The following is a 14853-nucleotide window of genomic DNA, read 5'->3' on the forward strand; positions in this document are numbered from 1 at the left end:
CTCAGACGAGGACTGCTCCTTCCAGGACGCCGACGGCCCGCAGGTCGCGGTACCACCGTTCCACCGGGTGCTCCTTGACGAAGCCGTGGCCACCGAGCAGCTGGACTCCGTCGGTGCCGATCTTCATGCCGTACTCGGCCGCGAGCTTGCGGGCGAGGGCGATCTCGCGGGACGCGTCGCGACCCTGCTCGTGGCGCGAGGCGGCCTTGAGGGTGACCAGGCGCATGCCCTCGAGCTCGATCGCGATGTTGGCGACCATGAACGCGACCGCCTGGCGGTGCGCGATCGGCTCGCCGAACGCCTCACGGGTCTTCACGTACTCCTTGGTGTAGTCGAGCACGGCGCGACCCGTGCCGACCGCGAGCGCCGACCACGCCAGGCGCGACAGCCGCACGCACTCGCGGTAGTCGTCGGCGGTGCCCAGCAGGGCGGTCTCCGGGACGACCGCGCCGTCGAGGCTCAGCTTGGTGAGCCCGGCGGCACGCAGACCCATGGACGGGTCGGCGGCGAGGGTCAGGCCGGGCGTGCTCGACTCGACGACGAAGAGGCGCGGGGTGCCGTCGAGCGCCGCGGCGACGACGAACAGCTCGGCCTCCGTGCCGCGCACGACGGCGGACTTGACGCCGGTGAGGCGGTAGCCACCCTCCGTCGCGGTGGCAGTGGTCTGCAGCTCGAACGGGTCGAACAGCGGTCGCGACTCGGCCACGGCGAGCGCCGCGGCGGGCACGTCGTCACCGGTGAACGCCGGCAGGTAGGTCTGCTGCTGCTCGTCGGTGCCCCAGAGCGAGATGGCGGTGGCGACGGACGCCGGCGCGAGGCAGGCGACGGCCTGGCCCATGTCGCCGTAGGCGAGCGCCTCGTTGACCAGGACGCCGGTGACCACGGAGCGCTCCTCGGACAGACCACCGAGCGACTCGGGGACGTTCAGCAGCGTCAGGCCGAACTCGCTGGTCTGGTCGAGCACCTCCTTGGAGGTGTCGTCGGCCTTCTCGGCGGCCTCGGCGCCGGGGCGCAGCACCTCGTCGGCGAACTCGCCGATGACGTCGACCATCATCTGCTGGTCCTCGGTCGGGGTGAGGTCGAACAGGCCGCTGTCCTGGGTCGCGCCGAGGCGCTGCGGCGTGCCCGAGCCCTTGACGCGCTTGAAGGTGCGGTTGGCGTTGGCCGCGAGCTGGAAGCCGGACTTGGCTCCCTGGTAGACGGCGCGCTCGGTGGCCTTGCGCAGGCCGAGCTTGTCGATGGCCGGCGAGCTCGCGATGCGGTTCAGCACCGCGAGCCCGATGCCCATGGGGTCTGGTCGGTTCGCCACGGTGTCTCCTTGGCAGGGACGTTGGTGTGATGGGGGTCGGGACGGGTTCCCGCCGGCACCGCTGGGGTGCACGACTCCACTGTAACTGTGAGTTGCAGTGCCGCGTACCGATGGTATCCGACGTCACAGGGCGGAGTCCACGACTCGGGGCGATTCACCCCGCGATACGTTGGGGCGGTGGCGTCACACCCCAGCTCCCGTCCCCTGCCCGACGGCGGATCGGTCCGTCCCATCACCCGGTGGGGCACCCCCGTCATGCACCACGAGCTCCGCGAGGTGACGTCGTTCGACGAGGAGCTCCAGACCCTCGTCCGCGACATGGTCGCGACGATGTACGCCGCGAACGGCGTGGGCCTGGCGGCCAACCAGGTGGGTGTGGACCTCAAGGTGTTCGTCTTCGACTGCCCCGACGACGACGACGTCCGCGTGACCGGTGTGGTCGTGAACCCGCGGCTCACGCTGCCCGAGGCGGCCGAGCGCAACCTCGACACCGCCGACGAGGGCTGCCTGTCGCTGCCCGGTGCGTTCACCGAGTGCTCGCGCCCCGACGTCGCGAGCGTGACCGGGTTCGACGAGAAGGGCGAGCCGGTCGAGTTCCACGGCACCGGCCTGCTCGCGCGCTGCCTGCAGCACGAGACCGACCACCTCCACGGCACCGTCTTCGGCGACCGCGTGCCGGCGAAGGCGCGCAAGAAGCTCTACAGGAAGCACGAGGAGCTGGCCGACGCCTACCCCGGCGACTGGCCGGTGACCCCGGCCGCGATCGAGGACTGAGCCTGCGTCGTCGCAGCGTCGACGACCACGCGACGTCAGCGCAGGTGCCAGCAGGCGACGGCGACCGAGGTGGCGACGTTGAGGCTGTCGATGCCCGCCGCCATGGGGATCGTGACGCGCACGTCGCTGCTGCGCTGCCAGTGCTCGGTGAGCCCGGGCCCCTCGGAGCCGACGACCAGCGCGAGCCGCTCCGGCACGTCGCCCACGTCCTCGAGCGACACCGCGTCGTCGGCGAGCGTCATCGCGTAGGTCGTGAACCCGTGGCGTGACAGCAGGGCGGGTGTCCCGTACCAGTCGTCGACTCGGGCGTGCGGCACGGAGAACACCGCACCCATGGCCACCTTGACCGCGCGCCGGTAGAACGGGTCGGCGCAGCGCGGCGACAGCAGGACGGCGTCGAAGCCCAGGGCCGCCGCCACCCGGAAGATCGCGCCGACGTTGGTGTGGTCCACCAGGTCCTCCAGCACGACCACGCGTCGCGCGGCGGCGAGCACGTCGTCGACGTCGGCCGGCGCGGGCCGGCGCACGGCCGAGAGCGCTCCCCGGTGCACGTGGAACCCGGTGACCCGCTCGACGTCCTTCTCCGACATGACGAAGCACGGCGCGTCGCTCGCGTCGAGGACGTCGCGCAGGCCGTCGAGCCAGCGCGGTGCCATGAGGAACGACGCCGCCTCGTGGCCGGCCTCGTGGGCCCGTCGCACGACCTTCTCCCCCTCGGCGAGGTAGATGCCGTGCTCGCTCTCGTGCGCCAGCCGCATCTGCACGTCGCGCAGGTGCAGGTAGTCGGCGAGGCGGGGGTCGTCAAGGTCGTCGACGTGCACGATGCGGGCCACCGGCCCACCCTACGGGCGCCTCGGCCGCTCCCCCACCCCCGGCCGCACCGGCTGCCCGTGGCTGCTGATTCCCATCACTTCATGGGAATCCGTCGCTCACCTGCGGATGCTTTCCAGGGTGGGCGGGGGAAGACCGTGGTGAGCTGCTGGTTCCCATCACCGGATGGGAATCAGCCGCCCGAGCGCGCGGCATAGGCGTCGGCGGCGGCGAGGACGCTGCGCACGTAGACGTCGGAGTGGTTGTAGGAGTGCACGGCGGCCGTCCACCCGGCCGGTGTGGTGAGGTCCGCGTCCGAGGCGCAGAGGTAGCGCGCCGCGGTCCAGGCGGCGTCGTCGACGTCGTCGACGTCCGCGACACCGTCGCCGTCGCCGTCGGAGCCCCACTGTCGCCACGTCGAGGCGATGAACTGCAGAGGCCCGCGCGCCCGGTCCCAGGCGCCGTCCTCGCTGATCGCCGCGTAGCCCGACGTGCCGTCGAGCGCGGGACCCTCGACGCTCGTGCGACCGTCCGGCGCCAGCGTGCTCCCGCCGTGAGCCGACTCGACGTGCCCGATGCCGGCGAGCGTCGTCCACCCGAGCCGGCAGCCGGGCAGCTCGGCACCGGCCCGCAGCGTGGCCGACGCGTACGCCTGCAGCGCCCGTGCCGGGACGCCGGTGGCCGTCGCGGTGCTCGCCAACCACGCCGGGTCGGGCTCGTGCGACGTCGTGCTCGTCCCCGCGGACGACGGCGCGGCCGGATCGGCACCGGCGTCGGGCAGCTGTACCGACGCGGCGGCCGGGAAGAGGTCCTGCACGTCGCGCGGGGTCGAGGGCGCGGTGCTCGCCAGGACGGCGGTCACGACGAGCGCAGCTGCCGCCGCCACGACGCCGAAGACCGAGAGCAGACGGGTCACCTCAGCCGAACCGACCGTTCACGTAGTCCGACGTGCGCTGGTCCTGCGGCGACTCGAACATGGTCGCGGTGTCGCCGTGCTCGATGATCACGCCGGGGGTGCCGTACGCGGCGAGGAAGAAGGCGCACTGGTCGGACACACGCGCGGCCTGCTGCATGTTGTGCGTGACGATGACGATCGTCACCTCCTGCGCGAGCTCGAGCATCGTCTCCTCGATCACGCGCGTCGAGGTGGGGTCGAGGGCCGAGCAGGGCTCGTCCATGAGCAGCACGCGCGGCTTGACGGCGAGCGATCGGGCGATGCACAGGCGCTGCTGCTGGCCGCCGGAGAGTCCGCCGCCCGGTGCGTCGAGACGGTCCTTGACCTCCTTCCAGAGCCCACCCTTGGTGAGGCACTCCTCGACGAGGTCGTCACGGTCGCGCGACGCGACCTTGGTCCCGGTGAGCTTGAGGCCCGCGAGCACGTTCTCCTCGATCGACATCGCCGGGAACGGGTTCGGCTTCTGGAAGACCATGCCGATCGCGCGACGCGCGTCGGTGAGCTTGCGGTCGGGGTCGTAGACGTCGGCGCCGTCGATCTCGACGCGGCCGGCGAGCGAGGCGCCCGGCACGAGCTCGTGCATCCGGTTGAGGATGCGCAGGAAGGTCGACTTGCCGCAGCCGGACGGTCCGATGAGTGCGGTGATCCGCCCGGCGGGCATGGTGAGGGAGACCCGGTCGAGCACCTTGTGCGTGCCGAACCACGCCGAGACGTCGGTCGCCTCCAGCGTGGCCAGCGACGCCCGGTCCGGCAGCACCGCGGGGATGCTCTGCGTGGCGTCGTCGAGCACCGGGATCGTGGTGGTCTCGTCGGTCAGGGACATGGTCTCTCCTCGGGGGCGGGTGGAACGCGCCGTGGCCGGCTCCCGCAGGAGCCGGCCACGGCGGTCGATCACTTGACGACGGTGTAGGTCGCCGTGGCGGACGTGGATCCGCCGTAGTTGCTGCTCGACGGCGCGAACGTCGCGACGACGCGCTTGGCACCCGTGGTGCTCTGCGCCTTGAGCGTGACGACGGCCTGGCCGTTGACGACCTTGCCGGTGCCGACGACGCTGGAGCCGATCTTCAGGGTGACCGTGCCCGACGCCTTCAGCGTCGAGCCCGTGATGCCGACCGTGACGGTCGCCTTCGTGGCCTTGCGGACCTTGACCTTCGCCGCCGCGAGCTTGAGCGAGGTGCGGGTCGTGGCCTTGGTGACGACGAACTTCACGAGCTTGTAGCCCTCGGCGAAGTCGCTGTCACCGGAGTAGGAGACGGCACCCCAGTACGTGCCGGCGTCCAGCGAGGCCGGGACGGTGAAGGTCGCGGTGCCGCCCTGCAGGTCGGCCGTCTGCTCGGCGGCGTCGCCGTAGACGAAGGTGACGCTGCCGGTGGCCTTGAGGTCGCTGGTGCCGACGTTCACCGTGACGGTGCGCGCCGCGCCGTAGGCCGACGTGGGCGCGGTGACCTCGATGGCCTTGGAGTACTTCGCGTCCGGGACCGTCACGGTGATCGAGCCGGTCGCCTTGGAGTAGGCCTGCGGGTCGTCGGGCGCGAAGGTCGCCGTGTAGCTGTGCGCACCCTTGGCGACGCCCTCGAGCGCGAGGGTGGCGTTGCCCAGCGTGTCCACGGTGGCGGTGCCGACGGTGGCGTCACCCTCGGTGAACGTCACGGTGCCGGTGGCGGTCGACGGGCCGACCGCGGCCTTCAGCGTGACCTTGCCGCTCGGCGTCGCCTTGCCCGTGAGGGCGACGGTGCTCTGCTGACCACCGGCGGTGAGGAAGTTGGTCGTCGCCGACGTGGTCGTCTGGCCGCAGACGCCGCCCTGGGCCGTGCGCGCCAGCTGGTCGAAGCCGGCGGCCTCGATGAGCGGGCGGGCGGCGTCGGAGCAGACGAAACCGGTCTCGCCGAAGGCGGCGTTGAGGTCGGCGGCCTTCGAGCCGGTGAGGTCGTTGCCGCGGACGACGTTATAGAGCGCGCGGCGGACGCTGAAGCCGTTCAGCAGGCCGATGCTGGTCGTCGACTTGGCGCGACCGGTCGAGAAGGGCACGACCGCGTCCGGGTCGTCCTTGATCTTCTCGTCGGAGTGCTCCTGCGTCTCCTTGACGTTCGAGCCGAGGGAGACGGGCTTGCCGTCGTTGATGCGGACGAGCTGGGCCTCGAAGAACGAGCGCGTGCCCGAGCCCGACTGCGGGACGTAGGGGTGGATCACGGCGTCCTTGCCGCCGACCTGCGACCAGTTCGTGACGTCGCCCTTGTAGATGGCGAGCACCTGCGCCTCGGTCAGCGACGCGGGGGCGTCGGTGCCGGCCTTGCGCGTGCCGAGCTTCAGACCGTCGACGGCAAAGGGGAAGGCCTTCAGGCCGGCGTCGCGCTCGGTCGTGGAGATCGCGGAGGACGAGCGGGCGAAGTCGACGTTGGCGTCGTTGCTGGAGCCGTACAGCAGCTTCTTGCCGGCGCCCGAGCCGTTCGGGCGGGTGATCGCCGAGGTGCCGCTGCGCAGGGAGATCGTGGAGGGCGAGCCGTCGGCCGCCCACGAGGCGATCTTGACCGTGCGGGAGGCGTTGTAGCCGGCGGCGACGCCGTCCTTGCCCTCCGCGAGGTAGTGCAGCGCGAGCTGGGAGGTGTCGGACCCGACGCCCACCAGGTCGGTGCTGCTCGGCGTGAAGGTGGGGTCGGCGGGGTTGGTGTCGGCCGCCTGGGCCGGTGCGACGGCGCCGAGGGTCGCCATCGAGGTCGCAGCGACGGCGAGGGCCGCGGCGAACCGGGTACGCGTGGAGATCATGCGCGTGGAGTTCCTTGTCGTGAAGGGGGGTGGGCCGTCGGGCGACGTCCCGACGAGCACGCTAGGCGTCGATGGAGGGGGTCCGGACGGTCTGCGGTGAACAGCAGACGTCCATTCGGTGCGACTCGGTGAATGGTCGGTGCACGACTCAGACGAGGTTCGGGATGAGGTGCACGGAGAGGTCCGCGGCGAACCACGCGAGGGCCAGGAACACCGGTGCGAACACCGTCCAGACGAGGGCCGGGCGCAGCCGTCGACGCAGCAGCAGCATGCCCACGAGGGCCACGAGCAGGCCACCGAGCGTCAGGGCGAGCAGCGGCAGCACCGACGTGTCGTTCGCCATCGCCAGCTCGGACTGACCGAGGGTGTTGACCCGCTGGCCGCCGGCCGGGAACGGCTTGGACTGCAGGGACGCGTCGACGTAGACCAGCTCGTCCGGTCGGAGCCCGCCGAGGCGGCCGTCGCCGGCCGCGGTGATGAGCGTCAGGCGACCCTGGCCCTGCGCAGGAGGCGCCGGCACGTCGTCGCCGGCACGCCGGACGCCCTCGATCCGGTAGGTCGAGCGGCCCTGCCCGGTCACGACGTCGAGCCGGGTGCCCACGGCCTCGTGCATCATCACGTGGAAGGGTCGTCCGAACGTCCGTGACCGTCCGTAGACGAGCGAGACGCCTGCCTGGCCGGGCAGGACGGTGTCGCGCCGGTGTCCGGGACCGTCGAGCAGGAGACCGGCCGACGTGCCCTCGACCACGACCTGGTCGATGTCGAGGGACGGCAGCGAGAAGAGCGCGACGGGGCGGCCGGGCGCGATGACCCCGCCCGTCGGCGCGGTGCCCGCGGCCAGGTCGGCGCGCAGCTCGTCGTAGAGCCGGTCCTGCGCGCGGGAGTAGGAGAGACCACCGAGCACGAGGGTCTGGAGCAGCACCCAGGCGACGAGCAGCGCCACGACCATGAGTCCGCTGCTCAGGACGAGGTCGCGCTCGGGGACGCGCGAGGTGTCGCGCGCGGCGGCGAGACTGCCCTTCAGGGCGCCACTCCCCCGGCGCTGCCCGGTGAGGCGACCGTTGAGGGGTGCGACGGTCATGAGTCCTCCTTCCCGGCCGCGCGGAGCCTGATCACCGGGCCGGCGATCGCGCAGCCGAGGAGCAGGAGGATCAGCGCGGGCAGGAACCAGGCGCCGAGGGCCGAGTGGACGCCCTGCGTGCTGCCGAGGCTCTTCAGCTCGGCGTCGACGGGCTGCTTGCCGCCCGCCGCCGCGGGGTCGTCTCCGGCTGCCGCGGCGTCGGACGGCACACCGTCGGTCCCTGGCGCCCCGGAGGCGGGGTCGGTGGCTCCGCCGCCGCCCGCGCCTCCCGAGCCGCCGGGCGTCGTGCCGGTCTGCGCCTCCACGTCCTGGGCCGCCTGCTGGGCCGACGCGAAGAGGGCGGCGGTGGTGCCCGTCCGGGTGATCGGCAGGTAGCCGTCGGGCAGGAAGCCGTTGCCCGACCCGCGACGCTGGCCCTCCGTGGTGGCGGTCCGGATGAACGACGCGACGGTGCGCGCCGTGCTGCGGTCCAGGCCCGAGGTCTTCGCCGCGGTGTAGACGACGAGCGTGCCCGGGTAGCCGTTCGCCTGGCGCACGGCCCCGTCCTCGAGCGCGAACGGCTGCGTGCGTCCGGTCGGCCGGGCCGTCGAGATCGCCTTCGCGAGCGTCGCGTCGGTCGGCGCCACGAACTGCCGTCCACGGACGGTGAACGGAGCACGTGGGGACACGGCCGACGTCTGCAGCGCGGCGGTGTGCAGGCCGTACCGCTCGGCGTCGCCGAGGGTCGTCACGCCGACGAGGAACCGTGCGCCGACGCCCTGACGGTCAGCACGGCCGAGCACGTACGGGAACTGGTCGGTGCCGAGGCCGCTGCACTTCGTCTGCGAGTACGGCCAGGCGTCGAGCAGCGCGTCGGCGATCTTCACGAAGGAGGTCACCGGCGCGGCCAGGCGCGTCAGGTAGGGCGTGTCGTTGTTCTGCTTGAGGCACTCCTGCTGGACGGCCGGGGTGAACGTGTCGAGCAGGGGCCACTCGTCGACCGGGAGCCTGATGCCCTTGTAGGCAGGGTTGATGCGCATGCCCCACGGGTCGGGACGGCCCTCCACGAAGGCGTGCGCCTCCGGGTCGTCGTCGATGTAGGTCGAGATCGCCTTGATCACGTCGGAGGACTCCGAGAGCGACACCAGGACGGCCGCGGCCTCCTGCTCCCCCGTCGACAGACCGGGGTTCAGGGCCTGGAACTCGGGGTCGGCGTTCAGCGAGCCCGGGTTGTCCTCCAGCCCGGGGTGCTGGCGGCCGAGGCTGGAGCCGGGATAGCTCTGCGTGAGCAGCTTCGCGAGGAGCCGGGCGTTGAGGTTCAGCGTGCGACGCTCGCCGGCGTTCTTCGGCTCGTCGATGACGTAGGAGATCGCGAACCCGGTGACGGCCGTCGGGGCGTAGGCGGTCGGCGCCTCGCCCTCGACGGTCTTGCGGCTCGAGACGAAGGCTCCCGGGATCTCGTCCTGCTGCATCAGCTGGAACGAGGCGAGGTCGGGCAGGACGTTGTGCTGGAAGCGGAAGCGGTCCTTGCGCAGGCAGTAGGCAGGCGCCCACTGCACGGTGGCCTGCGACATCAGCTCCGAGCCGTAGAAGCCGACCGGCGGTCGGTCGTCGAGCACGGAGCAGACGTTCGGCGCGGGGCCGAAGGTGATCGGCACGCTGATCCGGTTGCGCCAGTTCGACTCGGTCCACCAGTAGCGCGGCGACACGCTCTCGTCGACGCCCTGGCCGTCGAAGTTGCTCGAGCCGGGCTCGAAGCGGCCCTGCTTGCGGCAGGCCGCGTTGAGCTGGCGCGAGTCCGACTGCAGGCAGCTGATGCCCATGACGGGGATGACGACGATGCTGCACGCGGTCGTGTCGTTGCAGCCGAGCGACTCGTTCTCGATGCTCGAGCGCACCTCGAACTGGATGTCGCCCTTGCCGTCCACGGTCGTGAACGCGGCCTGCTCGGCGGGCGGGAACGACGCGTCGACGGCCGCCTCGGGAGGCAGGGTGTCGCTGGAGCAGGAGGCGAACGTCTGGCCCTTCGCGGACACGAACGGCGTCACGTGCGTCGACGTGCCCGGCGCGGCTCCGCCGCAGCTCGCCGGGAGCGTCCGCACCCCGGACAGGGCGCTGCGCGCCGTGTCGTCGGCGTAGCGGTCCGAGCGCCAGATGGCTGCGGCGTCCGGCACCTGCAGCTGCGAGCGCTGCTGGACGGTCGAGGTCCAGCAGGTCTCGGGGCGGACGCGCTGCGCCGCCGGCAGGCCGGCGTCGTCGCGGCCGCGGCACTGGAGCACGACCACCGGGTACTCCTGGTCCATGCCGTTCTCGCCGAACGGGCTCGTCGAGCGACCGCCGCTCGGGCGGGCGCCGTCCCACGTCACGTGGACGCGCTCGCGTCCGCGCAGGTTGCGGGTGTGGTCGACCTGGACCGTCACGTCGCGGCGGTCCACGCGGACCTCGTCGCCGTTCTCGGTGAAGGTGCGCTCGACGGTCTTCGTCTGGCGGAACGCGCCGACGTCGTCGCCCTGCGCCTGCACGCCGGCCGAGGTGAGGAGTCCGGTGCCGACGGCGGCCACCGCGACGGTCGCGAGGACCTTGCGCCACCTCACGAGCGTGCCCCCGTCGTGCTGCGCGTGCGACGCCGCAGCGCCACGGCGACGACGCCCGGCGCCAGGATGATGGCCAGGAGCTCGACCGCCGCGAGGGTGCCGAAGATCCCGTCGTCACCGGCCCGGCCTGCGGTCAGCTCGGTCTGCACCGCCACCGTCGCCGCGCCGCCGCCCGAGGAGGCGGAGCCGACCGGAAGACCGGTCTCGGGGTCGATCGCTGCGCCCGCGCCGGGCGCGTCGGACCCGCCCCCGGCCGAGCCGTCAGCGCCCGCAGCACCCCCGGTGCCGCCCGACCCGCCGCCGGCGCCGCCGCCCTTCTTCGCCTGCTCCACCGACGTGGGCGCGGTGCCCGTGCCCGTGGTGCACGGCCCCTGGCCCTGCTGGTCGCAGCTCGCCGGCATGGGCGCGATCTGGGCCAGCTTGTTGGCCGACAGGTTGCCCGGCACGAACGTGGGGTTGTTGCACTTCGTGACCGAACGGTCGTTGAGGTTCACCTTCGGGTCGGCCTTCCTCAGCTTGGACAGCTCCGTGAAGCCGGCCTGCACGAGGTTGAGCGGCAGCGGGGAGTACCCGTACTTGCCGGCCTTCGTCTGCCCCTCGCAGAGCGAGTAGAACATGAAGTCCGCCAGCGACTGGCGCTTGGACGTGGTCATGCGCTGGTCCTTCGCGCCGGTCGGCAGCAGCAGGTAGCTGTAGGACGAGAGGGGGTAGGCCCGCTTGTCCTGCGCCGTGTAGACGCCGAGCAGGTCCTGCGTCAGGTCCTTGCGGATCCGCGCCTTCGTCAGGGCGACGGCGACGTTGTACTGCGTCGGCTCGACGTAGTAGCCCGACCGGTTCAGCACCTTCACGACCGGGAAGTTCTTGTTGACCGGGTAGGAGTACTCGACGTAGCCGATCGTCCCGTTGCCGGCCGCGTCGGCGATGGTGTTCATCACCTGGTCCGAGCCGTTCGCGCCGGTCGCGTTGCCCTTGCGCGGGAAGTAGGACGTGAGGCCCGCGCGGCCGAAGAACGGGCGCCAGTCGCTCGCGTGCTGCGAGTCGAGCCAGGCCGTGAACTGGGCGGTGGTGCCCGAGCCGTCGGAACGGACGACCGGTCGGATCTTCAGCGACGGCAGCTTGGTGCCGTTGTTGTCCTTCGCGATCGCAGGGTCGTTCCAGTTGGTGATCTTGTTCGTGAAGATCTTCGCGATCGTGTCTCCCGACAGGCGCAGGTTGCGCACCATCTTCCCGCCGACCCGGACCTGGTAGGTGAAGGCCGTGCCGCCCGCGACGATCGGCACGTAGGAGAAGGGCCGGTTCTTCGGAGGCGGGTCGTCACCGCCCTGGGCACCGCTGCCCTGGTAGGGCACCTCGGTGATGCCGAAGTCAGTGGTGCCGGCCGCGAACGCCTTGCGTCCGGCCGACGAGCCGCGTCCGGTGTAGGTCACCTTGATGCCGTTGGCCGACACGTCGGTGATCCACTGGTTGACGATCACCTGGGACCAGGTGGAGCCCGACCCCTCGATCTGGGCGTAGGCAGCCTCCGCGGGGCGCGACGACGCGATCAGCACCGCGATCGCGAGCAGCACGACGCCGACGCCCGCGCGAGCGGGGCGGGCGAGAAGACTCTGGTTCACCGGGTTCCCTTCCTCGGTCGCGCCAGGAGGCGAGCGACCACGAACAACGTGAGCACGAGGCCCAGCAGCACGGAGGCGGCTGCGAAGGCGCGGGCGATCTCGAGCGGCTCGCCGGAGCGGACCGTCGAGTAGATGTAGAGCGGCAGCGAGTTCATGACGCCACCGGTCGGGTTGGTCACGAGGAACGTGGCCGAGCCCGAGGTGAGCAGGACCGGCGACGTCTCGCCGATGCCGCGCGCGACGCCGAGGATGACGGCGGTCGCCAGTCCGGGCCGCGCCGTCGGCAGCACGACGTGCCAGACCGTGCGCCAGCGCGAGGCGCCGAGCGCCAGGCTCGCCTCGCGCAGGCTGCCGGGCACGACCCGCAGCACGACGTCGGAGGCGCGGGCGATGATCGGCAGCATCATGACGGCCAGGGCGAGGGCGGCGGCCAGGCCCGAGCTCGGCAGCCCGAGCGTCACGATCGCGACGGTGTAGATGAACAGGCCGGCGACGATCGACGGCAGGGCCGTCATGGCCTCGACGACGGTGCGCACGATCCGCGCGAGCCGGCCGCCGACCTCGGTCATGTAGATCGCGGTGCCGATGCCGAGCGGGATGGTGATGGCCACGGCGATGCCGACCTGGATCAGCGAGCCGACGATCGCGTGCAGGATGCCGCCCCGCGTGAACGGGTCGCGCGGACCGACGCCCTCCATGTCGTGGGTGAAGAAGTTGACGTGGAACAGCGCCTCGCGGCCGCGCAGGAAGATGAACAGCACGGTGCTCAGCAGCGCCAGGCCCAGCAGGACCACCGCGGCGTGCACCACGGCGCTCATGACGCGGTCGACGACCTCCGGCCCCGTCCCGACCACGGCCGTGAGCAGCCCGACGATCACCAGGCCCAGCACGAAGGTCGTCAGCGTGAACGCGACCGCACCGTCCCAGGGCAGCAGGCGGTCGGTCACGAGCCAGGCCAGTGCGACGGCGGCCAGCCATGCGCCCAGCTGGACGAAGCGCTGCTCGGCCGTCGTCGAGCGCAGGAGGCGGCGCGGCCCGTCGACGTCGTTCTTGCCGACGGACGGCTCGGTGCGCACCGCCGTCGTGCCCCGGCCGGCCGGCGCGGCGGGCACGGGGGGCGCGACCGCCTGCGTGGTCACGGGCGGGACCGTGACGGCCGGGAGGTCCGTCGTGCGGGTGAGGTCGGGGTCGAGGGTGGGCGCGCTCATGCGTCGGCTCCTGCTCCGGACCGGCTGCGCGCGACGACCATCGCGGCGAGCGAGTTGATGATGAGGGTGATGACGAACAGCACGAAGCCCGCGGCGAGCAACGCGGCCAGCTGGGTGTCGGCGGCCTCGCCGAAGCGGCCCGCGATGAGCGCGGAGATGGTGTTGGTGCCGATCTCCAGCGGTCGGACCTTCAGGTCGAACGACGGCGAGATGATCAGCAGGACCGCGATCGTCTCGCCGAGCGCGCGGCCGAGACCGAGCATCGTGCCGCCGATGATGCCGCCGCGGCCGAACGGGAGCACCACGGTGCGCACGACGCCCCAGTGGGTGGCGCCGAGGGCGAAGGCCGCCTCACGCTCCCCGGGCGGGGTCTGGGAGAACACCTGCCGCATCACGGCGGTCGCCATCGGGATCACCATCATCGCCACGGCGAGGCCCGCGAGGAAGGCCGAGGCGGTGTAGGCCGAGCGGTCCCAGACCGCGGCGTCGGGGTCGGTGTCGACCCGGAAGATCGGGATGAAGCCGAGGTGCTGGTGCAGCCAGTGCGCGACGTCGGCGACGTAGGGCTTCAGCAGGAAGAACCCCCACAGGCCGTACACGAGGCTGGGCACCGCGGCCATGAGGTCGACGAGCGAGGTGAGCGGTGCACGCAGGCCCGGGGGCGCGTACTCGGCGATGTAGAGCGCCGCGAGCAACGACAGCGGGAATGCGACCACGAGGGCAACGGAGGCGACGGTGAACGTGCCGATCAGCACCGAGCCGATGCCGAGCTTGTCCGACTCCGGCTCCCACTGCGTCTCGGTGAGGAACCCCAGCCCGTAGCGCTGCATCGTCGGCACCGCCGACCACGCGAGGAACAGGCCGATCCCACCCGTGATGACGAGCACCGTCACGGCGATGCTCCGGGTGGAGAGGACGAACGTGCGGTCGGAGCCGCTGAGCTCCGTCGAGAGCGGTCGGGGCTCGTCGACGTCGACGCGCGCAGGCTCGCTGCGCAGGACGGTGGTCACGCCTGGTGCTCCTGGGGGGTGGAGGACGGCGCGTCGGTGGACGGGCCTCGAGAACTCTGACAGCGCGCGACGGCGTCCGGAGCGTCTGCGGTGAACGGGTGATGAATGGTCGGCGAGCACTCGGGGGAACGCGTCGTCGACCCGTCGCGGGACCTGCGCCGCACGCCCGGCAGGCCCGCGGTCGCGCTGCAGGAGGAGGTCCGCGTCGCTAGCGTGGGCCCATGAGTCTCGAACGTCCCGTCACCCCCGACCCCTACCCGCTGTTGCCCGCCGCGGCGTCGTTCTCGGTCACGAGCGACGACGTCACGGACGGCGCCCCGCTCAAGGACGACCAGGTCAACTCCCACGGCGACACGTCGCCGCAGCTGTCCTGGAGCGGCGCCCCCGAGGGCACGCAGTCCTACGTCGTGACCTGCTACGACCCCGACGCCCCGATCGTCTCGGGCTTCTGGCACTGGACGGTCGTCGACATCCCGGCCGACGTGACCTCCCTCGACGCCGGTGCCGGCGCGAGCGACGACACGCTGCCCGAGGGCGCCTTCCACGTCCGCAACGACGGCGGCGGCAAGAGCTTCATGGGTGCTGCGCCGCCGGAGGGCGACCAGCCGCACCGCTACTTCTTCGTGGTCCACGCGGTGGGCGAGGAGAAGCTCGGGGTCGACGGTGACGTCAGCCCCGCGGTCGTCGGCTTCAACCTGGCGTTCAAGACGCTCGGCCGCGCGATCGTCCACGGCACCTACCAGCACTGACACGT

At 71.9% G+C, this 14853-nt stretch carries 12 protein-coding genes; 2 read left to right on the forward strand and 10 right to left on the reverse strand.

Translation table 11 applies throughout. From position 1 onward, the window contains the following. Position 1: 1 nt before the first annotated feature. Complete coding sequence (locus Aeryth_RS09175) at positions 2 to 1309, reverse strand: acyl-CoA dehydrogenase family protein (RefSeq protein ID WP_236749703.1); 1308 nt, start codon at positions 1307 to 1309, stop codon at positions 2 to 4. A 177-nt stretch (positions 1310 to 1486) separates the two neighbouring features. On the opposite strand from Aeryth_RS09175, the gene def reads away from it, so the two are divergent. Then, entirely contained in the window at positions 1487 to 2083 is a 597-nt protein-coding gene (def, locus tag Aeryth_RS09180; protein ID WP_067857568.1) for a peptide deformylase, read from the forward strand. A gap of 35 nt (positions 2084 to 2118) precedes the next feature. On the opposite strand, the gene Aeryth_RS09185 is transcribed toward def, so the two are convergent. From Aeryth_RS09185 to pstC, 9 genes are all read right to left on the reverse strand, one after another. After that, positions 2119 to 2916, reverse strand: coding sequence for a TrmH family RNA methyltransferase (locus Aeryth_RS09185; RefSeq protein ID WP_067857570.1), 798 nt, complete (start codon positions 2914 to 2916; stop codon positions 2119 to 2121). A 170-nt stretch (positions 2917 to 3086) separates the two neighbouring features. Next, the gene (locus Aeryth_RS09190; RefSeq protein WP_067857573.1) at positions 3087 to 3809 is read right to left on the reverse strand and encodes a lytic murein transglycosylase; all 723 of its coding nucleotides are present in this window, start codon (positions 3807 to 3809) and stop codon (positions 3087 to 3089) included. A gap of 1 nt (position 3810) precedes the next feature. Beyond that, positions 3811 to 4671 (reverse strand): phosphate ABC transporter ATP-binding protein, encoded by an 861-nt coding sequence (locus Aeryth_RS09195; RefSeq protein ID WP_067857576.1) that lies wholly within the window; start codon positions 4669 to 4671, stop codon positions 3811 to 3813. 68 nt (positions 4672 to 4739) lie between these two features. Next, positions 4740 to 6611: an Ig-like domain repeat protein gene (locus Aeryth_RS09200; RefSeq protein ID WP_067857581.1), complete on the reverse strand. Its 1872-nt coding sequence runs from the start codon at positions 6609 to 6611 to the stop codon at positions 4740 to 4742. 148 nt (positions 6612 to 6759) lie between these two features. Further along, positions 6760 to 7692, reverse strand: coding sequence for a sortase domain-containing protein (locus Aeryth_RS09205; RefSeq protein WP_067857584.1), 933 nt, complete (start codon positions 7690 to 7692; stop codon positions 6760 to 6762). Further along, positions 7689 to 10265, reverse strand: coding sequence for a hypothetical protein (locus Aeryth_RS09210; RefSeq protein ID WP_067857586.1), 2577 nt, complete (start codon positions 10263 to 10265; stop codon positions 7689 to 7691). The genes Aeryth_RS09205 and Aeryth_RS09210 overlap by 4 nt, the downstream gene beginning before the upstream one ends. Next, positions 10262 to 11881, reverse strand: coding sequence for a substrate-binding domain-containing protein (locus tag Aeryth_RS09215; protein ID WP_067857589.1), 1620 nt, complete (start codon positions 11879 to 11881; stop codon positions 10262 to 10264). The genes Aeryth_RS09210 and Aeryth_RS09215 overlap by 4 nt, the downstream gene beginning before the upstream one ends. Further along, entirely contained in the window at positions 11878 to 13089 is a 1212-nt protein-coding gene (gene pstA / locus Aeryth_RS09220) for a phosphate ABC transporter permease PstA (protein WP_144433739.1), read from the reverse strand. Before pstA ends, Aeryth_RS09215 begins: the two co-directional genes overlap by 4 nt. Next, complete coding sequence (pstC, locus tag Aeryth_RS09225; protein WP_236749704.1) at positions 13086 to 14099, reverse strand: phosphate ABC transporter permease subunit PstC; 1014 nt, start codon at positions 14097 to 14099, stop codon at positions 13086 to 13088. Before pstC ends, pstA begins: the two co-directional genes overlap by 4 nt. A gap of 221 nt (positions 14100 to 14320) precedes the next feature. Between pstC and Aeryth_RS09230 the strand changes: the two genes are divergently transcribed. After that, a complete protein-coding gene (locus Aeryth_RS09230) occupies positions 14321 to 14848 on the forward strand; it encodes a YbhB/YbcL family Raf kinase inhibitor-like protein (RefSeq protein ID WP_067857592.1) in 528 nt (175 codons plus the stop codon). Positions 14849 to 14853: the final 5 nt, after the last annotated feature.

It is taken from the genome of Aeromicrobium erythreum (assembly GCF_001509405.1).
Lineage (GTDB): Bacteria > Actinomycetota > Actinomycetes > Propionibacteriales > Nocardioidaceae > Aeromicrobium > Aeromicrobium erythreum.